The organism is Defluviimonas sp. SAOS-178_SWC (assembly GCF_039830135.1).
GTDB lineage: Bacteria > Pseudomonadota > Alphaproteobacteria > Rhodobacterales > Rhodobacteraceae > Albidovulum.
The window spans coordinates 875,010-897,933 of sequence record NZ_CP156081.1 but is presented as its reverse complement, the minus strand read 5'-3'; the positions used below and the strand labels follow the sequence as shown (position 1 = coordinate 897,933).

At 63.3% G+C, this 22,924-nt stretch carries 28 protein-coding genes; 2 read left to right on the top strand and 26 right to left on the bottom strand.

Going from position 1 to position 22,924, the window contains the following annotated elements:
• Positions 1 to 4 precede the first annotated feature (4 nt).
• From rpsN to rpmC, 6 genes are all read right to left on the bottom strand, one after another.
• Entirely contained in the window at positions 5 to 310 is a 306-nt protein-coding gene (rpsN, locus tag V5734_RS05370) for a 30S ribosomal protein S14 (protein ID WP_347312475.1), read from the bottom strand.
• Between the two features lie 19 nt (positions 311 to 329).
• Positions 330 to 890 (bottom strand): 50S ribosomal protein L5, encoded by a 561-nt coding sequence (rplE, locus tag V5734_RS05365; RefSeq protein WP_347312474.1) that lies wholly within the window; start codon positions 888 to 890, stop codon positions 330 to 332.
• Positions 890 to 1,195: a 50S ribosomal protein L24 gene (rplX, locus tag V5734_RS05360; RefSeq protein WP_347312473.1), complete on the bottom strand. Its 306-nt coding sequence runs from the start codon at positions 1,193 to 1,195 to the stop codon at positions 890 to 892. The genes rplE and rplX overlap by 1 nt, the downstream gene beginning before the upstream one ends.
• The gene (rplN, locus tag V5734_RS05355) at positions 1,195 to 1,563 is read right to left on the bottom strand and encodes a 50S ribosomal protein L14 (protein ID WP_022705624.1); all 369 of its coding nucleotides are present in this window, start codon (positions 1,561 to 1,563) and stop codon (positions 1,195 to 1,197) included. Before rplN ends, rplX begins: the two co-directional genes overlap by 1 nt.
• Positions 1,564 to 1,624: 61 nt before the next feature.
• Positions 1,625 to 1,864 (bottom strand): 30S ribosomal protein S17, encoded by a 240-nt coding sequence (gene rpsQ / locus V5734_RS05350; protein ID WP_347312472.1) that lies wholly within the window; start codon positions 1,862 to 1,864, stop codon positions 1,625 to 1,627.
• An 11-nt stretch (positions 1,865 to 1,875) separates the two neighbouring features.
• Entirely contained in the window at positions 1,876 to 2,079 is a 204-nt protein-coding gene (gene rpmC, locus V5734_RS05345; protein WP_347312471.1) for a 50S ribosomal protein L29, read from the bottom strand.
• 262 nt (positions 2,080 to 2,341) lie between these two features.
• On the opposite strand from rpmC, the gene V5734_RS05340 reads away from it, so the two are divergent.
• Positions 2,342 to 2,740 (top strand): 1-deoxy-D-xylulose-5-phosphate synthase, encoded by a 399-nt coding sequence (locus V5734_RS05340; protein WP_347312470.1) that lies wholly within the window; start codon positions 2,342 to 2,344, stop codon positions 2,738 to 2,740.
• Between the two features lie 247 nt (positions 2,741 to 2,987).
• On the opposite strand, the gene V5734_RS05335 is transcribed toward V5734_RS05340, so the two are convergent.
• Positions 2,988 to 3,611, bottom strand: coding sequence for a TIGR02466 family protein (locus V5734_RS05335; RefSeq protein WP_347312469.1), 624 nt, complete (start codon positions 3,609 to 3,611; stop codon positions 2,988 to 2,990).
• A 284-nt stretch (positions 3,612 to 3,895) separates the two neighbouring features.
• Between V5734_RS05335 and V5734_RS05330 the strand changes: the two genes are divergently transcribed.
• Positions 3,896 to 4,621: a class I SAM-dependent methyltransferase gene (locus V5734_RS05330; protein WP_347312468.1), complete on the top strand. Its 726-nt coding sequence runs from the start codon at positions 3,896 to 3,898 to the stop codon at positions 4,619 to 4,621.
• A gap of 152 nt (positions 4,622 to 4,773) precedes the next feature.
• On the opposite strand, the gene rplP is transcribed toward V5734_RS05330, so the two are convergent.
• The 19 genes from rplP to rpoC form a co-directional block, all read right to left on the bottom strand.
• Positions 4,774 to 5,187: a 50S ribosomal protein L16 gene (gene rplP, locus V5734_RS05325; protein ID WP_347312467.1), complete on the bottom strand. Its 414-nt coding sequence runs from the start codon at positions 5,185 to 5,187 to the stop codon at positions 4,774 to 4,776.
• 12 nt (positions 5,188 to 5,199) lie between these two features.
• The gene (rpsC, locus tag V5734_RS05320; protein WP_347312466.1) at positions 5,200 to 5,910 is read right to left on the bottom strand and encodes a 30S ribosomal protein S3; all 711 of its coding nucleotides are present in this window, start codon (positions 5,908 to 5,910) and stop codon (positions 5,200 to 5,202) included.
• Positions 5,910 to 6,290, bottom strand: coding sequence for a 50S ribosomal protein L22 (rplV, locus tag V5734_RS05315; RefSeq protein ID WP_263335727.1), 381 nt, complete (start codon positions 6,288 to 6,290; stop codon positions 5,910 to 5,912). The genes rpsC and rplV overlap by 1 nt, the downstream gene beginning before the upstream one ends.
• Before the next feature lie 3 nt (positions 6,291 to 6,293).
• Positions 6,294 to 6,572, bottom strand: a complete 279-nt coding sequence (rpsS, locus tag V5734_RS05310) for a 30S ribosomal protein S19 (RefSeq protein WP_347312465.1) — start codon at positions 6,570 to 6,572, stop codon at positions 6,294 to 6,296.
• 3 nt (positions 6,573 to 6,575) lie between these two features.
• A complete protein-coding gene (rplB, locus tag V5734_RS05305) occupies positions 6,576 to 7,412 on the bottom strand; it encodes a 50S ribosomal protein L2 (protein ID WP_347312464.1) in 837 nt (278 codons plus the stop codon).
• A gap of 120 nt (positions 7,413 to 7,532) precedes the next feature.
• Positions 7,533 to 7,829: a 50S ribosomal protein L23 gene (locus V5734_RS05300; protein ID WP_347312463.1), complete on the bottom strand. Its 297-nt coding sequence runs from the start codon at positions 7,827 to 7,829 to the stop codon at positions 7,533 to 7,535.
• Positions 7,826 to 8,446 (bottom strand): 50S ribosomal protein L4, encoded by a 621-nt coding sequence (rplD, locus tag V5734_RS05295; protein WP_347312462.1) that lies wholly within the window; start codon positions 8,444 to 8,446, stop codon positions 7,826 to 7,828. The genes V5734_RS05300 and rplD overlap by 4 nt, the downstream gene beginning before the upstream one ends.
• A complete protein-coding gene (gene rplC, locus V5734_RS05290; RefSeq protein ID WP_347313578.1) occupies positions 8,443 to 9,309 on the bottom strand; it encodes a 50S ribosomal protein L3 in 867 nt (288 codons plus the stop codon). The genes rplD and rplC overlap by 4 nt, the downstream gene beginning before the upstream one ends.
• Before the next feature lie 14 nt (positions 9,310 to 9,323).
• Positions 9,324 to 9,635 carry a 30S ribosomal protein S10 gene (gene rpsJ / locus V5734_RS05285; RefSeq protein WP_347312461.1) on the bottom strand — a complete coding sequence of 104 codons (312 nt, stop codon included), beginning with the start codon at positions 9,633 to 9,635 and terminating at the stop codon, positions 9,324 to 9,326.
• Positions 9,636 to 9,709: 74 nt separating this feature from the next.
• Complete coding sequence (gene tuf / locus V5734_RS05280) at positions 9,710 to 10,885, bottom strand: elongation factor Tu (RefSeq protein WP_347312445.1); 1,176 nt, start codon at positions 10,883 to 10,885, stop codon at positions 9,710 to 9,712.
• Positions 10,886 to 10,969: 84 nt separating this feature from the next.
• Positions 10,970 to 13,093 (bottom strand): elongation factor G, encoded by a 2,124-nt coding sequence (gene fusA / locus V5734_RS05275; RefSeq protein ID WP_347312460.1) that lies wholly within the window; start codon positions 13,091 to 13,093, stop codon positions 10,970 to 10,972.
• Between the two features lie 18 nt (positions 13,094 to 13,111).
• On the bottom strand, positions 13,112 to 13,582 hold the full coding sequence (rpsG, locus tag V5734_RS05270) for a 30S ribosomal protein S7 (RefSeq protein ID WP_347312459.1): 471 nt from the start codon (positions 13,580 to 13,582) through the stop codon (positions 13,112 to 13,114).
• An 11-nt stretch (positions 13,583 to 13,593) separates the two neighbouring features.
• Entirely contained in the window at positions 13,594 to 13,965 is a 372-nt protein-coding gene (rpsL, locus tag V5734_RS05265; protein ID WP_165014620.1) for a 30S ribosomal protein S12, read from the bottom strand.
• 261 nt (positions 13,966 to 14,226) lie between these two features.
• Entirely contained in the window at positions 14,227 to 14,925 is a 699-nt protein-coding gene (locus tag V5734_RS05260; RefSeq protein WP_347312458.1) for a phosphatase PAP2 family protein, read from the bottom strand.
• Positions 14,912 to 16,366 (bottom strand): ArnT family glycosyltransferase, encoded by a 1,455-nt coding sequence (locus V5734_RS05255; protein WP_347312457.1) that lies wholly within the window; start codon positions 16,364 to 16,366, stop codon positions 14,912 to 14,914. Before V5734_RS05255 ends, V5734_RS05260 begins: the two co-directional genes overlap by 14 nt.
• Positions 16,344 to 16,649 carry a lipid-A-disaccharide synthase N-terminal domain-containing protein gene (locus V5734_RS05250; RefSeq protein WP_347312456.1) on the bottom strand — a complete coding sequence of 102 codons (306 nt, stop codon included), beginning with the start codon at positions 16,647 to 16,649 and terminating at the stop codon, positions 16,344 to 16,346. The genes V5734_RS05255 and V5734_RS05250 overlap by 23 nt, the downstream gene beginning before the upstream one ends.
• Positions 16,650 to 16,651: 2 nt before the next feature.
• Positions 16,652 to 17,386, bottom strand: coding sequence for a glycosyltransferase family 2 protein (locus V5734_RS05245; protein WP_347312455.1), 735 nt, complete (start codon positions 17,384 to 17,386; stop codon positions 16,652 to 16,654).
• A gap of 99 nt (positions 17,387 to 17,485) precedes the next feature.
• Entirely contained in the window at positions 17,486 to 18,394 is a 909-nt protein-coding gene (locus V5734_RS05240) for a DMT family transporter (protein WP_347312454.1), read from the bottom strand.
• Between the two features lie 252 nt (positions 18,395 to 18,646).
• A complete protein-coding gene (rpoC, locus tag V5734_RS05235; RefSeq protein ID WP_347312453.1) occupies positions 18,647 to 22,903 on the bottom strand; it encodes a DNA-directed RNA polymerase subunit beta' in 4,257 nt (1,418 codons plus the stop codon).
• Positions 22,904 to 22,924: the final 21 nt, after the last annotated feature.

The following is a 22,924-nucleotide window of genomic DNA, read 5'->3' as shown; positions in this document are numbered from 1 at the left end:
CTCCTTACCAGCTCGACTTCACCATGCCCGGGATCTGGCCCATCGAGGCGAGATCGCGCAGCATGATGCGGCTGAGCTTGAGTTTGCGGTAATAGGCGTGCGGACGGCCCGTCAGCTGGCAGCGGTTGTGGATCCGCGTGGCCGAGGAGTTGCGCGGCAGCTTCGCCAGTTTCATCGACGCCTTGAAGCGCTCTTCCATCGGCAGCGACTGGTCTTCGATCACCGCCTTGAGGCCCGCGCGCTTGGCCGCATACTGCTTGACCAGCTTCGCGCGCTTCGTTTCGCGGTTCACCATGGATTTCTTAGCCATTGTCTCTTTCCTCCCGCGATCAGCTGGTGAAGGGCATGTTGAATTGCTTCAACAGCGCCTTCGCTTCCGCGTCGGTTTTCGCGGTCGTGCAGATGATGATGTCCATGCCGAGAACTTCGTCGACCTTGTCGAAGTCGATCTCGGGGAACACGATGTGCTCCTTCAGGCCCATCGCGTAGTTGCCACGGCCATCGAACGAAGTGCCCTTGACGCCGCGGAAGTCGCGGACGCGCGGCAGCGCGATCGTGATCAGGCGGTCGAGGAATTCGTACATCCGGTCGCCGCGCAGCGTGACCTTGGTGCCGAGCGGCATCTCTTCACGGACGCGGAAGCCGGCGATGGATTTCTTCGCCTTGTTGATCACGGCCTTCTGACCGGCGATCAGGCTCAGCTCGTCTGCGGCCTGCTTGACCTTCTTGGTGTCCTTGACGGCCTCGCCGACGCCCATGTTCAGGACGATCTTGTCCAGACGCGGGATCTGCATGTCGTTCTTGTAGGAGAATTCCTCCTTCAGAGCGGCGCGGATCTTGTCCTTGTAGGCAGCCTTGAGACGCGGGGTGTAGGTTGCGGTATCCAGCATCAGATCACGTCCCCCGTGGTCTTGGCGAAGCGGACCTTCTTGTCGCCTTCCATGCGGAAGCCGACGCGGGTGGCCTTGCCGTTCTTGTCCATCAGCGCGAGGTTCGACAGGTCGATCGGCATCGCCTTCGGCTGACGGCCGCCCTGGTTCGACTGGGACTGCTTGGTGTGACGGATGGCGATGTTCACGCCCTCGACCACGGCCTTTCCGGCCTTGGGGTCGACGGACTGGATGTCACCCTTCTTGCCCTTGTCCTTGCCGGCAAGGACGACGACCGTGTCGCCTTTTTTGAGTTTCGCAGCCATCAGAGCACCTCCGGCGCCAGCGAGATGATCTTCATGAAGTTCTTGGCGCGCAGTTCGCGCACGACCGGCCCGAAGATACGGGTGCCGACCGGTTCGCCCTGGTTGTTCAGGATGACGGCGGCGTTGCGGTCGAAGCGGATGGCGGTGCCGTCTTCGCGACGGACTTCCTTGGCGGTGCGCACGACGACGGCCTTGCGGACGTCGCCCTTCTTCACGCGGCCGCGCGGGATGGCTTCCTTCACCGACACCACGATGATGTCGCCCACAGAGGCGTAACGGCGATGGGAACCACCCAGGACCTTGATGCACTGAACCCGGCGCGCGCCGGAGTTGTCAGCAACATCCAGATTGGTCTGCATCTGGATCATTTGGTTTCTCCCGACCTTTGGGGACCATTCCCCAGGGTTTCGTTTGAGCTGTCAGGGGTGCTTACGCCGTGGCGTCGCTCACCACCGTCCAGCGTTTCGTCTTCGAGATCGGCGCGCATTCTTCGATGCGAACGGTGTCACCGACCTTGAATTTGTTCTCCGCGTCGTGGGCGCGGTATTTCTTCGACTTCCGCACGGTCTTGTGCAGCAGCGGGTGCTTGAAGCGACGCTCGACGAGGACGGTGATCGTCTGCTCGTTCTTGTCCGAGGTCACGGTGCCTTGCAGGATACGTTTGGGCATGTGCGTGCTCCTCAGTTCGCCGCCGCTTCGGCGGCTTTCTGGTTCAGGACCGTGTTGATGCGGGCGACGTCGCGGCGGACGGCACGCATGCGCGCGGTGTTCTCAAGCTGGCCGGTGGCCTGCTGGAAGCGGAGGTTGAAGGCCTCCTTCTTCAGCGCGACAAGCTCATCGCGGAGCTGGTCGGGCGTCTTCGTCTTCAGTTCGGTGGCGTTCATGTCGCCTCTTCCTTTCAACATCACCAGAGGGCCCTGAGCGGGGTCACCCTTGATCCGGTGGAGTCAATGATGAACATGCGAATCCCGGAGACCCGGAATCGCAGGATGCGTCCCTATAAGGGAGGTCCGGGCGGGGGGCAAGGGAAAAGGTGGACGCCGCACTTCATATCCCAAATACGTACGCCGCACCAATCCATGATATGGTCTCAATTCAATGCTAAGAACGGGCAACAAACCATACCGCTTCGAAGGAGCCGACGCGATGGCCCCCGAACCGCAGAGCGATAACGTCAAAGGTGGACGCCATATCGACAACTGGATGGACAAGCTCGGGCAGGACCTTGAGATGCCCAAGGAGTTCCGGATTGAACAGTCTCGCATAATGTACATTGAATCCAAGGCCGAAGGGCTGGAAGGACCCGCAGTCATCGGTCGCGTGTATTTTTCCAGATCCGGGAAAACCATCTATTACAAAGGAATGAAGTTTCAGAGTTTGAAGGGGAATGGCTTCAAAGCGAACTATTTTGAGATTGAGAGCGGTGAACACTACTGGATTTCCGGACCGCGCAAAGACCAAAATGATCGCCTGTATGGCGGCAACAAAGGTGTAATCGTCGATGATGACGTGCGCGAAGAGTATCGCTCGATGTTACGAGGGTAGCCGCAAAGTCATTCGCGTCGCAGAGCTTCAGTGAGAAGGGCAGCGCCCGACCCTGGGATGGCGCACGTGGCGCTTCGCCTGAGCAGGGCGCGGCACCGTTGCTCTGCCCCACGGCCCTTCGGCGCGGGCGTTGAACGTGCGCCCGACCGGGGGAGGGTCGGGCGCTGCCCGGCCTCTCGGCCGGGCGACTCCGTTCATTCGGCGCTCATGTCCAGTAAAAACAAGGGCAAAACCCCTGGGATTTCAGCTACGCCCAATTATAATTGAAACTCACCGAAATCCGCTCGTCCTCGGCCATGTTCATCGGCACCTCATGACGCAGCCAGCTTTCCCACAAAAGCACGTCTCCGACCTCGGGCTTCACGTAGACGAAGGGTTGCAGCTCCCGCCCCGCATCCTTTCGGCGCAGGGGCGCGTGCATCATCATCGGCAGGCGGGGGTCTTCCAGTTTCAGCGCCGAGGTCCCCTCGGGCATCGCGACATAGGTGGTGCCGGAGATCACCGAATGGGTGTGGATGTGGCTCGCATGGGTGCCGCCCTCGGGCAGGATGTTGATCCAGAGGCTGTCGCATTTCAGCTTCCCCGCGCCGAGGTCGAACCCGAGTTCCGTCACGAAGGCCGCGACGTGCTTGTCGAGCGCCTTTTGCAGGTCGGCAAAGACCGGCGCGCGGCGGGTGAGGTCGTTCAGCGAGGCGTAGGAGGTGTAGCCGGGATAGCCGTTCTCCTCGCACCAGTCCTGACCCGCCTCGTCCTCCTCGGCGATATGCTCGCACGTGACCCTCAATTCCTCACCGTCGATCCTGGGCTTCGCCAGATCGTTCAACGCGGCCCGGTAAAGGCGGGTGACGAAGAGAGAGGTTATGTCGGCCATCGCATGGATCCTTCTTTGCTTGGCCCGGCATACACGGGCGGCCAGTAACGAAAAAGCCCCCGCCGTTTACGGCGGGGGCCTTTCAATCGCTCAGGCGATATGCCTTACCGGTTCTCGCGGACCACGACGCGGGTCTTGATCGGCAGCTTCATCGCCCCGAGGCGAAGCGCCGAGAGGCTCGTTCCTCCCGGCGAAAATGACACAACACAAGGGCGACCTCGCTTGCATGTCTCCTTCGGGTTTACACTCTTTTCGCCGGGTTGCATCGTTCCGGCTCATTTTACATGGAATGCAGTTTACCAATGAACAAGCAAACGGGTGGGATCGATAGCCACGTTCAAGCCTACTATGAAGCGTCTATTCCGCGTCAGCCGAACGGCTATCCGAACGGATGGATGTCCGCGAAAGACCTGACACTTCTGTACAATGCGGCCCGGAAGACCAAGGGGGACGTCCTGGAAATCGGGCCGTGGCTCGGCCGGTCCTCAACCGCAATCGCAGCCGGGTTGCGGAGCAGAGAAGAGACCGGCGCGAAGCCCGTGAAATATGACCTGATCGACTTCGGCCTGACGAGCGCCGAGGAATACACCGAGCGCTTCAACGAACGCTTCCGGGTGGACAAGGACAAGGGGCGCGTGGCCGAGGCGATCTATCATCCTGGTGGCTCGATGGCGGTCCTGATCCAGAATCTCAAGAGTAACGGCCTTCTAAAGCAAACCACGAACATCATTCGTGGCGACTTCCTCGAATGCCCGATCGAGCGTGCCTATGGCATGATCTTCTGCGATGCGACCCATGACGAAGACGAGATCGCCCGCCACCTGCCCAAGATCGCGGAACTCATCGCGCCAGGCGGTATACTTGTGTTCGACGACATTGTAACGGACGAGCGTGCAGACCTCGTTTGCAGTTATCTGAACGCAGAGTTCCGGTTCATGAGCCGCCAGGTTCATCCAAGCCGCTCCGACAGGTGCAAACTTCTTCTGATCGAAACAAAGCCCACCGCGTAAAAGGTGGGATAGGCCGGCAAGACGACGCATTTCAGAGGCGAGATCCGCAACTGGACCGGGCGCCCCTCCCCCAGTCTCGACGGGCGGGCCGCCAAAGCGAAAGGCCCCCGCCGTTTCCGGCGGGGGCCTTTTAATCGCGCAGGCGGTGTGCCTTACCAGTCCTCGCGGACCACGACGCGGGTCTTGATCGGCAGTTTCATCGCACCAAGGCGCAGCGCCTCGCGGGCGATGACCTCGTTGACGCCGTCGATCTCGAACATCACGCGGCCCGGCTTGACCTTGGCCGCCCAGTAATCAACGGAGCCCTTGCCCTTACCCATCCGCACTTCGGTCGGCTTCGAGGAGACCGGGACATCCGGGAACACGCGGATCCAGACCCGGCCCTGACGCTTCATGTGGCGGGTGATCGCGCGGCGGGCCGCCTCGATCTGCCGCGCGGTGATGCGCTCGGGCTCGGTCGCCTTCAGGCCGAAGCCGCCGAAGCTCAGCTCGAAACCGCCCTTGGCTTCGCCGCTGATCTTGCCCTTGAACTGTTTACGGAACTTGGTCCGTTTCGGTTGCAGCATCTTCCTTACTCCTTACCGGGCGTCGCGGCGCGGGCCGCGGGGCGCCGGACCGTCCTGGGCCTCGGCGGCCTTGCGGTCGCGGGCCTGGGGATCATGCTCCATGATCTCGCCTTTGAAGATCCAGACCTTGATCCCGATGATGCCATAGGGGGTCGACGCTTCGGCCAGAGCATAGTCGATGTCGGCACGCAGGGTGTGCAGCGGCACGCGCCCTTCGCGGTACCATTCGGTCCGGGCGATTTCCGCGCCGCCGAGACGGCCGGCGACATTGACCCGGATGCCGAGGGCACCCATCCGCATCGCGTTCTGCACGCCACGCTTCATCGCGCGGCGGAACGACACCCGACGCTCGAGCTGCTGGGCGATCGACTCGGCCACCAGCTGCGCGTCCAGTTCCGGCTTGCGGACCTCGACGATGTTGAGGTGCAGTTCGGAGGAGGTGAAGTTCGCCAGCTTCTTGCGAAGCGTCTCGATATCCGCGCCCTTCTTGCCGATGATGACACCCGGACGCGCCGTGTGGATCGTCACGCGGCACTTTTTGTGCGGACGCTCGATGATGACCTTCGAGACACCGGCCTGCTTGGCGTAGTCATGGATGAACTCGCGCATCTTGAGGTCTTCAAGAAGCAGGTTCCCGTAGTCCTTGCTGTCGGCATACCAGCGGCTATCCCAGGTGCGGTTGACCTGGAGGCGCATGCCGATCGGGTTGACCTTCTGTCCCATTACGCTTGCTCCTCGACTTGCCGAACCTTGATGGTCAGCTCGCTGAACGGTTTCATGATCTTGCCGAACCGGCCACGCGCCCGCGGACGGCCGCGCTTCAGCGTGATGTTCTTGCCGACGTAGGCTTCGGCGACGACGAGACCGTCGACGTCAAGGCCGTGGTTGTTCTCGGCATTGGCAATCGCCGATTGCAGGCACTTGCGCACGTCCTCGGCGATCCGCTTCTTCGAGAAGGTCAGATCGGCAAGCGCCTTCTCGACCTTCTTGCCGCGGATCATCGCGGCGACGAGGTTCAGCTTCTGCGGCGAGGTGCGAAGCATCTTGGACTTGGCCATCGCTTCGTTGTCGGCCACGCGGCGCGGATTCTTTTCCTTGCTCATGGCTTACTTCCTCTTGGCTTTCTTGTCGGCGGCGTGACCGTAATAGGTCCGGGTCGGCGAATATTCACCGAACTTCTGGCCGATCATCTCCTCGGTCACGTTGACCGGGATGTGCTTGTGCCCGTTGTAGACCCCGAAGGTGAGGCCGACGAACTGCGGCAGGATGGTGGAGCGGCGCGACCAGATCTTGATCACTTCCGATTTGCCCGATGCCTGCGACTTCTCTGCCTTCTTCAGCAGGTAGGAGTCGACGAACGGGCCTTTCCAAACAGAACGCGACATGGATTACCGCCCTTTCTTCGCATTGCGCGAGCGGACGATGTACTTGTCCGTCGTCTTGTTCTTCCGGGTCTTGTTACCCTTGGTGCCCTTGCCCCACGGGGTGACCGGATGGCGGCCGCCGGAGGTCCGGCCCTCACCACCGCCATGCGGGTGGTCGATCGGGTTCATGGCGACACCGCGCACGGTCGGGCGAACGCCCTTGTGGCGCATGCGGCCGGCCTTGCCGAAGTTCTGGTTAGAGTGATCCGCGTTCGACACCGCGCCGACGGTCGCCATGCATTCCTGGCGAACCATGCGCAGCTCGCCCGAGGACAGGCGGATCTGGGCGTAACCGCCGTCACGGCCGACGAACTGGGCATAGGTGCCTGCGGCACGCGCCAGCTGGCCACCCTTGCCGGGCTTCAGCTCGACGTTGTGGACGATCGTGCCGATCGGCATGCCCGAGAACGGCATCGCGTTGCCGGGCTTCACGTCGGTCTTGGCGCCGGCGATCACCTTGTCGCCCACCGCCAGACGCTGCGGCGCGAGGATATAGGCCTGCTCGCCGTCCTGGTACTTCACCAGCGCGATGAAGGCGGTGCGGTTGGGATCGTATTCGATCCGCTCGACCGTTGCCGCCACATCGAACTTGCGACGCTTGAAATCGACGACGCGGTAAAGACGCTTGGCGCCCCCACCCTTGTGCCACATCGTGACGCGCCCGGTATTGTTCCGGCCGCCCGTCTTGGTCAGGCCCTCGGTGAGGGCCTTGACGGGGCGACCTTTCCAAAGCTCCGAACGGTCGATCAGTACCAGCCCGCGCTGGCCCGGCGTCGTCGGCTTATACGACTTGAGTGCCATGCTTCTGTCTTCCGTTGCTTTGGACCTGTCGGTCCTTGGATTTAAGGGCCCCGAAGGTCCCCGGTTCTTCAAAAAGCCCCACGGCCCCGGTGACGGGGCCGCGAGATTCGGCGCCTTCTATCAGAGCCCCGAAGAGACGTCGATAGTGTTCCCCTCCTCGAGGGTCACATAGGCTTTCTTCACGTCGCTCCGCACGCCCGGCTGGCCGCGGAAGCGCTTCGTCTTGCCCTTGGTGATGGTGGTGTTCACCGCTTTCACCTTCACGCCGAAGACCGCTTCGACCGCTTCCTTGATCTGCGGCTTGGTCGCGGTTTTCGCCACCTGGAAGACGACCGCGCCGGCCTCGGAGGCCATGGTCGCCTTTTCGGTGATGATCGGCTTGACGATCACGTCGTAATGTTCCGGCTTCACGCTCATTTCAGACGAGCCTCCAGAGCTTCGACACCCGCCTTCGTGAGCACGAGCGTGTCACGCTTGAGGATGTCATAGACATTGGCGCCCATCGACGGCAGCACATCGATGCCCTCGATGTTCGCGGCGGCGCGGGCGAAATTCTCGTTCACGTCGGCACCGTCGATGATCAGGACGCGCTTCCAGCCAAGCTCCTTCGCCGCCTTGGCGAGGATCTTGGTCTTGGCTTCCTTCATGTCGAGGCTGTCGAGAATGATGAGCTGCCCGGCTCCGGCCTTGGCCGACAGCGCGTGCTTCAGACCGAGCGCCCGGAACTTCTTGGGCAGGTCGTGGGCGTGGCTGCGCGGGGTCGGGCCCTTGTAGGTGCCACCGTGACGGAAGGTCGGCGCCTTGCGGGAGCCGTGGCGTGCGCCGCCGGTGCCCTTCTGGCGATAGATCTTCTTGGTCGAGTAGGACACGTCGGACTTGCCGAGCACCGAGTGGGTGCCGGCCTGCGCCTTCGCGCGCTGCCAGCGCACGACGCGGTGCAGGATGTCGGCGCGCGGCTCCAGCCCGAAGATCTCGTCGGAGAGATCGATCGAGCCAGCCTTCTTGGCGTCGAGCTTGATCACATCGAGTTTCATTCTTTCTCTCCTTCGGGCGCGGCATCGCCGGCCCCGGCCTCGGGCTCCGACGCAGCGGCGGCAGCTTCCGCCTCGGCAGCCGCGATCGCGGCAGCTTCGGCCTCGGCCGCGGCCTTGCGGGCGGCTTCTTCCTCGGCGGCAGCGGCGGCGGCAGCTTCTTCAGCAGCCTTGCGGGCGGCTTCACCCAGCGACTTCAGACCGGCAGGCAGAATGGCGTTGTCCGGGAACGGTTTCTTCACCGCGTCCTTGATCGTCACCCAGCCACCCTTGGAACCCGGAACCGAGCCCTTGACCATGATCAGGCCACGGTCGCTGTCGGTGCGCACGACCTGAAGGTTCTGGGTCGTGACACGGACGGCGCCGAGATGGCCGGCCATCTTCTTGCCCTTGAACACCTTGCCCGGATCCTGACACTGGCCGGTGGAGCCGTGCGAACGGTGCGAGATCGACACGCCGTGCGACGCCCGGAGGCCGCCGAAGTTGTGCCGCTTCATCGCGCCGGCAAAGCCCTTGCCGATCGAGGTGCCGGCGATGTCCACGAATTGACCGGCGAAATAGTGGTCAGCAGTGATCTCCTCACCAACGCCGATCATGTTTTCCGGGGAGACCCGGAACTCCGCGACCTTGCGCTTCGGAGCCACATTGGCAGCCGCGAAGTGGCCGCGCATCGCCGCGGTGGTCCGCTTGGCCTTGGCCGTGCCCGCGCCGAGCTGGACGGCCGAGTAGCCATCCTTCTCGGCCGTGCGCTGTGCCACGACCTGGAGGTTGTCGAGCTGAAGAACGGTCACCGGAACCTGCCGGCCGTCCTCGAGGAAGAGCCGGGTCATGCCCAGCTTCTTTGCGATAACGCCAGAGCGCAACATCACTGGTGCCCTCCTCAGTTCAGCTTGATTTCGACGTCGACGCCGGCGGCGAGGTCGAGCTTCATGAGCGCGTCCACGGTCTGCGGGGTCGGATCGACGATGTCGAGAAGACGCTTGTGGGTACGGATTTCCCACTGGTCACGCGACTTCTTGTCGATGTGCGGACCACGGAGAACCGTGAACTTCTCGATCTTGTTCGGCAGCGGGATCGGGCCCCGGACCTGTGCACCGGTGCGCTTGGCCGTGTTGACGATTTCCTGCGTGCTGGAATCCAGAACGCGGTAATCGAAGGCCTTGAGCCGGATGCGGATATTCTGACTGGACATTGTCTTGCCTCTCGCGGGCTTCAAAGTTGAGAGGCAGACCGGACCTCTTGTCCGGCCTGCTTCGAACCGTCGTCTTACTTGATGATCTTGGACACGACGCCTGCGCCGACGGTGCGGCCGCCTTCGCGGATGGCGAAGCGGAGCTTTTCCTCCATCGCGATCGGGGCGATCAGCTCGACCTCGAACTTCAGGTTGTCGCCCGGCATCACCATCTCGGTGCCCTCGGGAAGCTTCACCGTCCCGGTCACGTCCGTCGTGCGGAAGTAGAATTGCGGGCGGTAGTTCGCGAAGAACGGCGTGTGGCGGCCGCCCTCTTCCTTCGTCAGGATGTAGGCTTCGGCCTCGAAATGGGTGTGCGGCTTCACCGAACCCGGCTTGCAGAGCACCTGGCCCCGCTCGACGCCGTCACGGTCGACACCGCGCAGGAGCGCGCCGATGTTGTCGCCCGCCTCGCCGCGGTCCAAGAGCTTGCGGAACATCTCGACGCCGGTGCAGACCGACTTCGTCGTCGCGCGGATGCCGACGATCTCGATCTCGTCGCCGACATTGATCACGCCCCGCTCGACCCGGCCCGTCACGACCGTGCCGCGGCCCGAGATCGAGAACACGTCCTCGATCGGCATCAGGAACGGCTGGTCCACGGCGCGCTGCGGCGTCGGGATGTAGCTGTCCACCGCTTCCATCAGCGCCCGGATCGAGTTCTCGCCGATCTCCGCGTCACGGCCTTCCAGAGCGGCCAGCGCCGAGCCCTTGATGATCGGAATGTCGTCGCCCGGATATTCGTAGGACGACAGAAGCTCGCGCACTTCCATCTCGACGAGCTCCAGAAGCTCCTCGTCATCCACCTGGTCGACCTTGTTCAGGTAGACGACCATGTAGGGAATGCCGACCTGACGGCCCAAGAGGATGTGCTCGCGCGTCTGCGGCATCGGGCCGTCGGCCGCGTTCACCACGAGGATCGCGCCGTCCATCTGCGCAGCACCCGTGATCATGTTCTTCACGTAGTCGGCGTGGCCCGGGCAGTCGACATGGGCGTAGTGACGGTTCGCCGTCTCGTATTCCACGTGCGCCGTCGAGATCGTGATCCCCCGCGCCTTCTCTTCCGGCGCCGCGTCGATCTGGTCATAGGCCTTGAAGTCGCCGAAATACTTCGTGATCGCCGCCGTCAGCGTCGTCTTGCCGTGGTCCACGTGACCAATCGTCCCGATGTTCACGTGCGGTTTCGTCCGTTCAAACTTTGCCTTTGCCATGATGGCCTCCTTGGTTCGGATGCGGCGGGGGGAACCCCGCCCTACAGGGTCTTGGTAGGGCGGGGTTCAGCCCCCGCCGCACCGTCATGCGTATTTCTTCTGGATCTCGTCCGAGATGTTCTGCGGAACGGCCTCGTAATGGTCGAACTGCATCGTGAACACCGCGCGGCCCGAGGACATCGAGCGGAGCGTGTTGATGTAGCCGAACATGTTGGCGAGCGGAACCATGCAGTTGATCACGTTGGCATTGCCGCGCGTGTCCTGGCCCTGCACCATGCCCCGGCGCGAGGTGAGGTCGCCGATGATGCCGCCGGTGTACTCTTCCGGGGTCACCACTTCGACCTTCATGATCGGTTCGAGCAGTTTCGCACCGGCCTTCTTCAGGCCTTCGCGCATCGCGGCCCGCGAGGCGATTTCGAACGCGAGCACCGAGGAGTCGACGTCGTGGAACGCACCGTCGATCAGCGCGACCTTGAAGTCGATGACCGGGAAGCCGGCGAGCGGACCGGAATCCATGACCGACTTGATGCCCTTCTCGACGCCGGGGATGTATTCCTTCGGCACCGCACCACCGACGATCTTCGATTCGAACGAGTAGCCCTCGCCCGGCTCGGTCGGGGTGATGACGAGCTTGACGCGCGCGAACTGGCCGGTACCACCGGTCTGTTTCTTGTGCGTGTAGTCGATCTCGGCCTCGCGCGAGATGGTCTCGCGGTAGGCCACCTGCGGCGCGCCGATATTCGCCTCGACCTTGAACTCGCGCTTCATGCGGTCCACGAGGATGTCGAGGTGAAGTTCGCCCATGCCTTTCATGATGGTCTGGCCCGACTCGATGTCGGTCTCGACCCGGAAGGACGGGTCTTCGGCCGCCAGGCGCTGAAGGGCGAGGCCCATCTTTTCCTGGTCGGCTTTCGATTTCGGCTCCACCGCGATCTCGATCACCGGCTCCGGGAAGGTCATGGTTTCGAGGACCACCTGCTTGGAAGCATCCGACAGGGTGTCGCCCGTTGTGGTTTCCTTCAGGCCCGCCAGCGCGATGATGTCGCCCGCGAAGGCCTCTTCGATTTCCTCGCGGTTGATGGCGTGCATCATCATCATCCGGCCGATGCGCTCCTTGCGGCCCTTCGTCGTGTTCATGATCTGGTCGCCCTTCTTGAGGACGCCGGAATAGATACGGGTGAAGGTCAGCGAGCCCACGAACGGGTCGTTCATGATCTTGAACGCCAGCGCCGAGAACGGCGCCGCATCGTCGGCCGGCCGCTCGATGTTGCGAACTTCGGCCTCGTCATCGGGGGCGAAGCCTTTCAGGACCGGCACGTCGACCGGCGCCGGCAGGAAGTCGATAACCGCGTTGAGGAGCGGCTGGACACCCTTGTTCTTGAAGGACGACCCGGCCATCACCGGGAAGAAAGTCAGCGACAGGGTGCCCTTGCGGATCAACTTGCGCAGCGTCGCCTCGTCAGGCTCTTCCCCTTCGAGATAGGCCTCCATCGCCGCGTCGTCCATCTCGACGGCGAGCTCGATCATCTTGCCGCGCCATTCCTCGGCGACATCCTTCATGTCGTCGCGGATCGGCTGACGAATCCAGCTCGCGCCGAGATCGTCGCCCTTCCAGACCCACTCTTCCATCTTGATCAGGTCGACGATGCCTTCGAGCTTGTCTTCGGCCCCGATCGGAAGGGCAACCGGACAGGGCGTGCCGCCGGTACGGTCCTTGATCATCCTCACGCAGTTGAAGAAGTCGGCGCCGATCTTGTCCATCTTGTTGACGAACACGATCCGCGGGACCTTGTAGCGGTCGGCCTGGCGCCACACGGTTTCGGTCTGCGGTTCGACGCCGGCATTGGCGTCGAGAAGGCAGATCGCACCGTCGAGCACGGCGAGCGAACGTTCGACCTCGATGGTGAAGTCGACGTGGCCCGGCGTATCGATGATGTTGAAGCGGTACTTTTTGTCCGACGTGCCCTCGGCGCTCGGATCTTCCTGGCGCTGCCAGAAGGTCGTGGTCGCAGCCGACGTGATCGTGATGCCACGCTCCTGCTCCTGCTCCATCCAGTCCATGGTCGCGGCGCCGTCATGGACTTCGCCGAGCTTGTGGGACTTGCCGGTGTAAAACAGAATCCGCTCCGTCGTCGTGGTCTTGCCCGCGTCGATATGGGCCATGATCCCGAAGTTACGGTACCGGTTAAGTTGATAGTCGCGTGCCATTTTGGGCCTTCCTTCCGCTTACCAGCGGTAGTGGCTGAACGCTTTGTTTGCGTCGGCCATCTTGTGAGTGTCTTCGCGCTTCTTCACGGCAGTGCCGCGCGAGTTCACGGCATCGAGAAGCTCGCCCGCGAGGCGCTCTTCCATCGTGTTCTCGTTGCGGTTCTTCGCGGCGGTGATCAGCCAGCGGATTGCCAGCGCCTCGCGGCGCTCGGGGCGAACTTCGACCGGCACCTGGTAGGTGGCGCCGCCGACCCGGCGGGAGCGGACCTCGAGCGACGGCTTCACATTGTCCAGCGCCTCGTGGAAGGCTTCGATGGGCGCGCGCTTGAGCTTGCCCTCGACGCGCTCCAGCGCGTTGTAGACGATGCGTTCGGCGACGGACTTCTTGCCGTCGACCATCAGGTTGTTCATGAACTTGGTCAGAATCCGATCGCCGTACTTGGCATCGGGAAGGACTTCGCGCTTTTCAGCGGCGTGACGACGCGACATATCTCAGCTCCTCACTTCGGACGCTTCGCGCCGTACTTCGAACGGCGCTGACGACGATCTTTGACGCCCTGCGTATCGAGGACACCGCGCAGAATGTGGTAACGGACACCCGGAAGGTCCTTGACCCGGCCACCACGGATCAGAACCACGGAGTGTTCCTGAAGGTTGTGCTTTTCACCGGGAATGTAGCTGATGACCTCGAAACCGTTGGTCAGGCGCACCTTGGCGACCTTCCGCATGGCCGAGTTCGGCTTCTTCGGCGTCGTCGTGTAGACGCGCGTGCAGACGCCGCGCTTTTGCGGGCAGGATTCCAAGTGCTGCGACTTGGACTTTCTTACGTTCGCTTCCCGCGGCTTGCGGATCAGCTGTTGGATCGTCGGCATTCACGTACCCCGTGTTGCTCTGTCAATACTCGCACCCAAGCCGTGGGTGCGCCGCTTCTCGACGGCATCTTGCGCTCATCGCAAAACACCAAAACCGCATTCGCCCCCTTCGCGAGGACGACGCGGTGGAATTCCAGAGGATCGGGGCGCATCCGCCCGGATCATGACCACTTCAATTTTGATACACGGACGCGCGAGACAAGCCCGCAGCCCGAGTGGGCGCCGTATAGGGGGAGTCGCGGGGGTTGTCAACAAGGGGCGTCAGCCCCGCCGCTCCGCCAGAAGCAACCGGTGAAGGACCAGCGCGATGCCGGTGACGAAGAGCACCGCGAAGATCGTGTCCGACAGGAAATGCCGCCCGGTCATGACCCGGAGAGCAAGTCCCGCCGCGGGGAAAACCACGCCGGCGGCGGCGTAAACGCCAAAGGCCGCGCGAGGCAGGACGCGGCGGGCGATCGGGGCGAGGACGAGGAAGCACAACGCCAGCGCCGCCGCGGCGGACCCTTCGCCCGACACGAAGGAACAGTTTGATGCACACTGGTCAGAGGGGAGCCAGGGCGGCGCGAACATTTTGTCGCCGCCGAACTCGGTGATGGTCGCCGGGCGCGCCCTGCCCCAGAACCGCTTCAGAATTCCGTCGACGAGGAGGATCGGGCCGAGGAGATAGAGAAGAAAGATGTACCCCGCGATCTTGCCTCCCTCGCCCCGCGCCCGGCGTCGGACAAGGGCGTAGATGAAGGCGGCCGCCGACAGGACAAAGGCAAGGATGCTCATGTCCCAGATCAGGTAGCGAATTCCCTCCACCCAGGTATTTTCCGCCAGCCAGAACCCCGCGCCGGGTCGATAGAACCAGGATGACACCGCAATATCGAGGCCCGGCCAAAGCACGAAAAGCGTGAGCGAAACAGCAAATGCGATCGCATACCAGAAAGCGGTTTTGCGGAGGTCAAGGCCGGGCATTGGCGCAGTCCGACGGGATGAGATAGGCGGCGATGTCGCGGCCCGCATAGGCTCCGCGCTCGGCGTCGAACCGGCGCGTTGCGGAGACCTCTCCGCTGCCGCAATCCGGCGCGCGGTCCGCGATGAGAAGAACCTGCCCGGCGCTGTCGGGAAGCGGATAGATCTGTTCGTAGTAGTTCTGCGGCCGCCCGGCCGGCTTCGGCGCGTGGATGGCAAGGCCCATGCCCCGCCCCGTATAGAACAGGTCGGCGAGGATGTCGCGGTCCCGGGCGACGATGGTCTGGCCCCCCGTCTCCCGGGCGGCAGCGATGATTTCCCGGCTGAGATCGGCACGGCCAAGATAACGGGCGAGCAGCGGCTTGCCGTCCCGGACTGGCGCCGGGGCGATAAGTGTCAGAAGCGGCAGAAGCACCGCGACCGCCCCGTTGATCGCCAGCGACAACCAGAGGGCGCGCGGCGCGCGGTCAAGGAGGAGCGGCACGACGATGAGCGTTCCCGCGAAATAGGCCGCAACCGCCCAGTTGGCATAAGCCTTGTCGAGAAGCGCCTGAACGCAAACGGTCAGGAGAGCCGGTACCGACAGGAAAACGAGCGCGCGCATCCTTTCGGAGCCGGGGCGCAGATACCCGACGAGCAGGGCGGCGAAAAGAACCGGCCCGAAGACGGCGAACTGGCTGAGAACGAATTCCGTCAGTCCTGCCGGATTGAGGCCGCCAAGCCAACCGTCGTCGCGTACCCAGCCGACATTGTCCATCGTGTGTTCCAGGGTCGTGAGATCATTCGCGACGTTCCAGGCGATGTTCGGGGCGACGGTCACCGCGAAGGCGCCGAGCAGAATGGCGGTGTTCCCGGCCGAGATGCGGGCTGAAGGGACAAAGAGCGCGGCGAGCGCGGCGCCGACGAAGAAATAAACGGCCGCATATTTGGCGAGGAAGGCAAGTCCGACGGCGACGCCGGCGACGGCCGCCGCCCCTGCCCTTCCATGCGCGATCGTACGGAAGTGAAACAGAAGGGCGGCGGCGAAGAACGGCGCCATGATCGTATCGGTCGAGATCAAGAGGCTGCCGAGGGCCGCAAAGGGCAGTGTTGCGTACGTGACCGCCACCCAGAATGCCGCCCGCCCCGAGAAAAGCCGTGCCGCCAATGCACCGAGGATCAGCGCGGTCGCGCCGTGGAAGATCGGTCCCGGCAGGCGCACCCAGAACGGCGCGTCGCTGCCCGCAACCTCTGTCACCGCGCGGATCACCCAGGCAATCAGCGGCGGCTTTGAATAGTAGCCAAGATCGAGGTTCTGCCCCCAGAGCCAGTACTGGCTCTCATCCACGAAAAGGTCGGTCCGGCCGAACCAGAGCGCGACTGCCCGGGCCAGGGTGATCGCCGCGACGATCCAGACCGCCCGGCGGGACAAGATCCCGCCGTCAGGCATTTTCGCGCGCTTCATGATGGATGAGCCAGAGGTTGCGCGCGTAGATAAAGACGCCGAGCGACTGACCAAGCACGAAGACCGGGTCGCGGCGATAGATCGCGTAGCTGAGCAGGATCAGCCCGCCCGCCATCGAAAAATACCAGAATGCGATCGGCACGACCGAGCGTTTCACCCGTTCCGAGGCGATCCACTGGATGAGGAAACGGCCGGTGAACATCAACTGGCCGAAGAGCCCGAAGACGACCCACCAGAACTCGGTCCAGCTTTCGACATGGAGGACCGCAAAGACCTTGTCCATGATCAACTCCGATCCGGCCCGATTTCCGTCGGCCGTGCCCGCTTGCGGCGCCTCAGAAGCCACATCACGCCGATCAGGTCGATGGCCCCGACGAAGCCGCGCTGGAGATTGTTGTAGTTCGAGCGCCCCGCCCCGCGCGGACGGTGGCTGACGTCGACATGGGCGACCTGCCAGCCGTCGCGGGCAAAGAGCGCGGGAAGATAGCGGTGCATGTGGTTGAAGAACGGCAGCCGCAGGAACGCGTCGCGCCGGAATGCCTTGAGCCCGCAGCCCGTATCGCGGGTGCCGTCCTTCAGCGCCCGCGACCGGATCCAGTTGGCAAAGCGCGACGCGGCTTTCTTCGACCATGTGTCCTGCCGCCCGACGCGCTGCCCGGCCACGATGCCGATCCGGCCCGCCGTGTCGGCGAGGAGCGGCGCGAGCAGCTTTGGAAGTTCGGCCGGAGGGTTCTGGCCGTCGCCGTCGAGGGTGCAGATGAACTCACCCCGCGCGGCCAGGACACCGGAATGGACCGCGGCACTCTGCCCGCCCGACACGTCGTGGCGAATGAGGCGCAGATTGGATTGCCCTGTCATCCGCGCCCGAACCAGATCGGGCATCGTGTCGGTGGAGCCGTCATCGACGACAATGACTTCGTGATCGGTCTGTCCTGCGAACGCGGCCGCGATCCCGTCCAGAAGGGCGGAGATGTTCTCCGCCTCGTTCTTGGCGGGAATCACAATGGAAGCTGTGACCATGAGTTGCCTGATCTCTCGGCCGGGGCGGATGGCGCCGAATGTCTGGCGGTCCTACTGCACCGGGCCGGCAAAGTAAATGTGCGCCCGCCTTTGGCGCCGCTACCGGATCCGAAGCGGCGCCGTTTCCGGGATGGCGACTTTCTGGCCAAGGCGGCGTTCCCGGTGGAACGTGTAGATACCCGTCGCGATGACGATGGCGGCACCGGTCAGCGTGAGGGTGTCGGGCAGCTGCCCGAACACCGCCCAGCCGAGCGCGATGGCGAAGACCAGCGCCGTGTAGCGGAACGGCGCGACAAGGCTGATTTCCCCGACCCGCACCGCCATGACGATCAGCAGATATCCGATGATCAGGAAGCCCGACGCGCCCGCGATCAGAAGGGCCGAGCCGAGCGTCACCTCAGCCCAACCGCCAAACGGCAAGAGGATCGCGGCCGTGACGGTAACCGAAATCGCCGCGTAGAGGGCCACCATTGCCGAGGGCATACTGCTCGACAGCCGCCTTGTGACAAGGTCGCGCAAGACCACGCAAGCGACCGATGCCAGACCGACGAGCGACCAGAGATCGAAGCCCGCCGTGCCCGGGCGGACGATCAGGAGAACCCCGAAAAAGCCGGTGAGGATTGCCGACATCCGGCGCCAGCCGACCGGCTCGCGCAGGAAGAGCGCTGCCGTAAGCGTCACGGCGAGGGGCAGGAATTGCAGGATCGCCGACAGATTGGCGAGCGGCATCTGCCGAAGCGCGGTCAGGAAGGTCAGCGTTCCCGCGACCTCGCCAAGGGAGCGGAGCGCGATCCACTTGCGATCCTCTTTCGCGATGCGAACCCGAAGCGCGCCCATCCGCCACCCGATAATCAGAAGCGCGATGCAGGTCAGGCCGCCGCGGAGAAGGATGGCCTGGTAAAGCGGCAGTGTGACGGTCACCGCTTTCATGCAAGTATCGTTGAGGGTGAACGCCGCCATGGCGATGCTCATGTAAAGCGCGCCGCGGGAATTGTCGGTCAGCTGCATCCGTCCGTCCGGTTCGCGCGGCTGACACCTCCGGGGATCGGACCGGCCGCTCTCCCGTATCTCAACCGCGCAGACCGCCGCGTCAACGCGAATTCGGAGGAGGGGGTGAGATGGCCCCGCGCCCGGGACCATGCCCGACGGAAACCTCCGCGTAAGCATTGGCAGGGTCGCTGGCGCGCACCCATGCGGATGTCCGAGTTGGCAAAAGAAAACCCCCGCCGAAGCGGGGGTTCTGTCTGCATATGCCTGCGATCAGCCTTCGCGGCTCTCGTAGGTCTCGACCAGGCCGCTATCGGTATCGATCTCGATCACGTCGTCGAGAATCTCATCGGACGGGGCCGCGAGGGCCGCGGCCTGCTCGGCCTCGGCCTTGCGGGCCTCGATCACCTTCTGGTCGCGGTCATGGGCGATCTTGCGCACGCGCATCGTCGCGCCGCCGGTACCCGCCGGGATCAGGCGGCCGACGATAACGTTTTCCTTGAGGCCGACCAGCTTGTCGCGCTTGCCCTGCACCGAAGCCTCGGTGAGAACCCGCGTCGTCTCCTGGAAGGATGCCGCCGAGATGAACGACCGCGTCTGGAGCGAGGCTTTCGTGATGCCCAAAAGAACAGGCTCGCCCGTGGCGGGGGTGCCGCCGCGCGCCGCGACCTTGTCGTTCTCCTCGTCGAACTCGGACTTGTCGACATGCTCACCCTTGAGAAGCGTGGTGTCGCCCGAGTCGAGGATCTCGATCTTCTGCAGCATCTGGCGAACGATCACCTCGATGTGCTTGTCGTTGATCTTCACGCCCTGAAGCCGGTAGACGTCCTGCACCTCGTCGATGAGGTAGTCGGCCAGCGCCTCGATCCCCATGATCCGCAGGATGTCGTGCGGTGCCGGGTTGCCGTCCATGATGTAGTCGCCCTTCTGGACGAAGTCACCTTCCTGAACCGGAATGTGCTTGCCCTTCGGCACCATGTACTCGACCGGCTGCAAGGTCTCGTCGGTCGGTTCGATCGTGATCCGCCGCTTGTTCTTGTAGTCCTTGCCAAAGCGCACATAGCCGTCGAGTTCGGCGATGATCGCGTGATCCTTCGGACGACGGGCTTCAAAGAGTTCCGCCACGCGGGGAAGACCCCCGGTGATGTCCTTGGTCTTGGCGCCTTCGCGCGGGATACGCGCCACAACATCACCGGCCTTGATCTCCTGCCCGTCCTCGATCGAGAGAATGGCGTCGACCGACATAGGGTAGCTGACCGGGTTGCCGGCATCGTTGCGCACGGGCTCGCCCGTCGCCGGATCCATCACGATGATCTCCGGCTTCAGATCGGAGCCGCGCGGCGCGGTGCGCCAGTCGGTGACGATCTTCTGGGTCATGCCCGTCGCTTCGTCGGTATCGTCGCGGACGGAGATGCCCGACACGAGATCGACGAACTTGGCGACACCCGCCTTTTCGGCGATGATCGGCAGGGTGTAGGGGTCCCATTCGAAGAGCTTGGCGCCGCGCTTGACGGTCTGGCCGTCCTTGACGTGGATCTTCGCGCCATAGCTGATCTTGTGGGCGACCCGCTCCTGGCCGTTCTCGTCGATGATGGCGATCTGCATGTTCCGGCCCATGACGATCTGCTCGCCAGCGGCGTTCTCCAGCAGCATCGCGTTGCGGAACTCGACCTTGCCCTCCTGGCTCGATTCCTGGAAGGACTGCTGACCACCCTGGGCGATACCGCCGATGTGGAAGGTCCGCATCGTCAGCTGGGTGCCCGGCTCGCCGATCGACTGGGCGGCGATGATGCCGACCGCCTCGCCGATATTGACGAGCGTACCGCGCGCGAGGTCGCGGCCATAGCACATCGCGCAGACGCCCTCTTCGCTTTCGCAAGTCAGCGCCGAACGGATGCGGACGGATGCGACGCCGGCCGCCTCGACCATATCCGCCTTGCGCTCGTCGATAAGCTCGTTGCGGCGGACGATGATTTCGTCCGAGCCCGGCACGAGGACATCATCGGCCGAAACGCGGCCGAGGATGCGCTCGCTGAGCGGCGAGACGACTTCACCGTCGTTGACGGCCGCCGACGCGGTGATCGCCTGGTCGGTGCCGCAATCCGGCATCCGCACGATGCAATCCTGCGCCACGTCGACGAGACGGCGGGTCAGGTAGCCCGAGTTTGCGGTCTTGAGCGCAGTATCGGCCAGACCCTTGCGGGCGCCGTGGGTCGAGTTGAAGTATTCAAGAACGGTCAGGCCTTCCTTGAAGTTCGAGATGATCGGCGTCTCGATGATCTCGCCCGAGGGCTTGGCCATCAGGCCGCGCATCCCGCCGAGCTGCTTCATCTGGGCCGGCGATCCCCGCGCACCGGAATGCGACATCATGTATACGCTGTTCGGCTCCATTTCGGCGCCGGCATCGTCCGTCCGGACGGCCGAGATTTCCTTCATCATCTCGGCCGCGACGGCATCGGAGCATTTCGACCAGGCATCGACGACCTTGTTGTATTTCTCACCCTGGGTGATCAGGCCGTCCATGTATTGCTGTTCGAATTCCTTCACCTGGTCGCGGACCTCGTTGACGATGGTCCACTTCGTGTCCGGAATGACCATGTCATCCTTGCCGAAGGAGATCCCCGCCTTGAAGGCTTCGCGGAAACCGAGGCCCATGATCTGGTCGCAGAAGATCACCGACTCTTTCTGACCGCAGAAACGGTAGACGGTGTCGATGACGTTCTGAACGTCCTTCTTGCGAAGGAGCCGGTTCACGAGGTCGTACGGCGCCTTGGCATTCAGGGGCAGGAGCGATCCGAGCCGGACCCGGCCCGGCGTCGTCTCGTAGCGCTTGAAAACTTCGTTGCCTTCCGCGTCGATCTGGCGGATGCGCGCGGTGATCTTGCTGTGAAGATGCACTTCGCCCGCATCGAGCGCGTGCTGAACCTCTTCGGCATCGGCGAAGATCATGCCTTCGCCCTTCATGCCTTCGCGCATCATCGACACATAGTAGAGGCCGAGAACCATGTCCTGCGACGGAACGATGATCGGCGCGCCGTTGGCGGGCGACAGAACGTTGTTCGTCGACATCATCAGGACACGCGCCTCAAGCTGGGCTTCCAGCGAGAGGGGGACGTGAACGGCCATCTGGTCGCCGTCGAAGTCGGCGTTGAAGGCCGAGCAGACCAGCGGATGGAGCTGGATCGCCTTGCCTTCGATCAGCGTCGGCTCAAACGCCTGGATGCCCAGACGGTGCAGCGTCGGCGCGCGGTTCAGAAGCACCGGATGTTCGCGGATCACCTCGTCGAGGATATCCCAGACTTCCGGGCGCTCTTTCTCGACCAGCTTCTTCGCCTGTTTCACCGTCGAGGACAGGCCCTTCGCCTCAAGCCGCGAGTAGATGAACGGCTTGAAGAGTTCGAGCGCCATCTTCTTCGGCAGACCGCACTGATGGAGCTTCAGTTCCGGGCCGGTCACGATGACCGAACGGCCCGAGAAGTCGACCCGCTTGCCGAGAAGGTTCTGGCGGAACCGGCCCTGCTTGCCCTTGAGCATGTCCGACAGCGACTTCAGCGGGCGCTTGTTGGCACCCGTGATGACGCGGCCACGGCGGCCGTTGTCGAAGAGCGCGTCGACGGATTCCTGCAACATCCGCTTTTCGTTCCGGACGATGATATCCGGCGCACGAAGCTCGATCAGCCGCTTGAGGCGGTTGTTCCGGTTGATCACCCGGCGATAGAGGTCGTTGAGGTCCGAAGTCGCGAACCGGCCCCCATCCAGCGGCACCAACGGGCGCAGTTCCGGCGGGATGACCGGAACGACGGTCAGCACCATCCATTCCGGACGGTTGCCGGATTCGAGGAAGTTCTCGACGATCTTCAGGCGCTTGATGATCTTCTTCGGCTTCAACTCGCCGGTCGCTTCCTTCAGCTCCTCGCGGAGCTGCTCGGCCGTCGCCTCGAGGTCGATCGCGGCCAGCATCTCGCGGATCGCCTCAGCGCCGATATTGGCGGTGAAGGCGTCGCCGCCGTACTGGTCCTGCGCGTCGAGATATTCTTCCTCGGTCATCAACTGGCCGTAGGACAGGTCGGTCAGACCCGGCTCGATCACGACGTAGTTCTCGAAGTAGAGAATGCGCTCCAGATCCCGCAACGTCATGTCGAGCATCAGGCCGATCCGGCTCGGCAGCGACTTCAGGAACCAGATATGCGCGACCGGCGCGGCGAGCTCGATATGGCCCATCCGCTCACGGCGCACCTTCTGGAGCGTCACTTCGACACCGCACTTCTCGCAGACGACGCCGCGATACTTCATGCGCTTGTACTTGCCGCAGAGGCATTCATAGTCCTTGATCGGCCCGAAGATGCGGGCGCAGAACAGGCCGTCACGCTCGGGCTTGAACGTGCGGTAGTTGATCGTCTCGGGTTTCTTGATCTCCCCGTAGGACCAGCTGAGGATGCGCTCAGGCGAAGCCAGCGAGATCTTGATCTCGTCGAACTGCTTTGGCGCGGCCAGCGGGTTGAACGGGTTGTTGGTGAGTTCCTGGTTCATCTTGCGTCCTTCATGTCAGGG

What these genes read in the sequence shown, in the direction of transcription:
- rplE (WP_347312474.1), bottom strand. Translation starts at nt 890, where the DNA reads ATGCTGGATACCGCAACCTACACCCCGCGTCTCAAGGCTGCCTACAAG.
- rplN (WP_022705624.1), bottom strand. Translation starts at nt 1,563, where the DNA reads ATGATCCAGATGCAGACCAATCTGGATGTTGCTGACAACTCCGGCGCG.
- rplD (WP_347312462.1), bottom strand. Translation starts at nt 8,446, where the DNA reads ATGAAACTCGATGTGATCAAGCTCGACGCCAAGAAGGCTGGCTCGATC.
- V5734_RS05255 (WP_347312457.1), bottom strand. Translation starts at nt 16,366, where the DNA reads ATGAAGCGCGCGAAAATGCCTGACGGCGGGATCTTGTCCCGCCGGGCG.
- rplC (WP_347313578.1), bottom strand. Translation starts at nt 9,309, where the DNA reads ATGTTGCGCTCTGGCGTTATCGCAAAGAAGCTGGGCATGACCCGGCTC.
- rpsN (WP_347312475.1), bottom strand. Translation starts at nt 310, where the DNA reads ATGGCTAAGAAATCCATGGTGAACCGCGAAACGAAGCGCGCGAAGCTG.
- rpsG (WP_347312459.1), bottom strand. Translation starts at nt 13,582, where the DNA reads ATGTCGCGTCGTCACGCCGCTGAAAAGCGCGAAGTCCTTCCCGATGCC.
- rpoC (WP_347312453.1), bottom strand. Translation starts at nt 22,903, where the DNA reads ATGAACCAGGAACTCACCAACAACCCGTTCAACCCGCTGGCCGCGCCA.
- V5734_RS05335 (WP_347312469.1), bottom strand. Translation starts at nt 3,611, where the DNA reads ATGGCCGACATAACCTCTCTCTTCGTCACCCGCCTTTACCGGGCCGCG.
- rpsL (WP_165014620.1), bottom strand. Translation starts at nt 13,965, where the DNA reads ATGCCGACGATCCAACAGCTGATCCGCAAGCCGCGGGAAGCGAACGTA.
- rpsS (WP_347312465.1), bottom strand. Translation starts at nt 6,572, where the DNA reads ATGTCGCGTTCTGTTTGGAAAGGCCCGTTCGTCGACTCCTACCTGCTG.
- tuf (WP_347312445.1), bottom strand. Translation starts at nt 10,885, where the DNA reads ATGGCAAAGGCAAAGTTTGAACGGACGAAACCGCACGTGAACATCGGG.
- rplB (WP_347312464.1), bottom strand. Translation starts at nt 7,412, where the DNA reads ATGGCACTCAAGTCGTATAAGCCGACGACGCCGGGCCAGCGCGGGCTG.
- V5734_RS05245 (WP_347312455.1), bottom strand. Translation starts at nt 17,386, where the DNA reads ATGGTCACAGCTTCCATTGTGATTCCCGCCAAGAACGAGGCGGAGAAC.
- rpsQ (WP_347312472.1), bottom strand. Translation starts at nt 1,864, where the DNA reads ATGCCCAAACGTATCCTGCAAGGCACCGTGACCTCGGACAAGAACGAG.
- rpsC (WP_347312466.1), bottom strand. Translation starts at nt 5,910, where the DNA reads ATGGGACAGAAGGTCAACCCGATCGGCATGCGCCTCCAGGTCAACCGC.
- V5734_RS05300 (WP_347312463.1), bottom strand. Translation starts at nt 7,829, where the DNA reads ATGAGCGTGAAGCCGGAACATTACGACGTGATCGTCAAGCCGATCATC.
- fusA (WP_347312460.1), bottom strand. Translation starts at nt 13,093, where the DNA reads ATGGCACGCGACTATCAACTTAACCGGTACCGTAACTTCGGGATCATG.
- rplV (WP_263335727.1), bottom strand. Translation starts at nt 6,290, where the DNA reads ATGAGCAAGGAAAAGAATCCGCGCCGCGTGGCCGACAACGAAGCGATG.
- V5734_RS05250 (WP_347312456.1), bottom strand. Translation starts at nt 16,649, where the DNA reads ATGGACAAGGTCTTTGCGGTCCTCCATGTCGAAAGCTGGACCGAGTTC.
- rpsJ (WP_347312461.1), bottom strand. Translation starts at nt 9,635, where the DNA reads ATGTCCAGTCAGAATATCCGCATCCGGCTCAAGGCCTTCGATTACCGC.
- rpmC (WP_347312471.1), bottom strand. Translation starts at nt 2,079, where the DNA reads ATGAACGCCACCGAACTGAAGACGAAGACGCCCGACCAGCTCCGCGAT.
- V5734_RS05240 (WP_347312454.1), bottom strand. Translation starts at nt 18,394, where the DNA reads ATGCAGCTGACCGACAATTCCCGCGGCGCGCTTTACATGAGCATCGCC.
- rplX (WP_347312473.1), bottom strand. Translation starts at nt 1,195, where the DNA reads ATGGCTGCGAAACTCAAAAAAGGCGACACGGTCGTCGTCCTTGCCGGC.
- rplP (WP_347312467.1), bottom strand. Translation starts at nt 5,187, where the DNA reads ATGCTGCAACCGAAACGGACCAAGTTCCGTAAACAGTTCAAGGGCAAG.
- V5734_RS05260 (WP_347312458.1), bottom strand. Translation starts at nt 14,925, where the DNA reads ATGCCCGGCCTTGACCTCCGCAAAACCGCTTTCTGGTATGCGATCGCA.
- V5734_RS05340 (WP_347312470.1), top strand. Translation starts at nt 2,342, where the DNA reads ATGGCCCCCGAACCGCAGAGCGATAACGTCAAAGGTGGACGCCATATC.
- V5734_RS05330 (WP_347312468.1), top strand. Translation starts at nt 3,896, where the DNA reads ATGGAATGCAGTTTACCAATGAACAAGCAAACGGGTGGGATCGATAGC.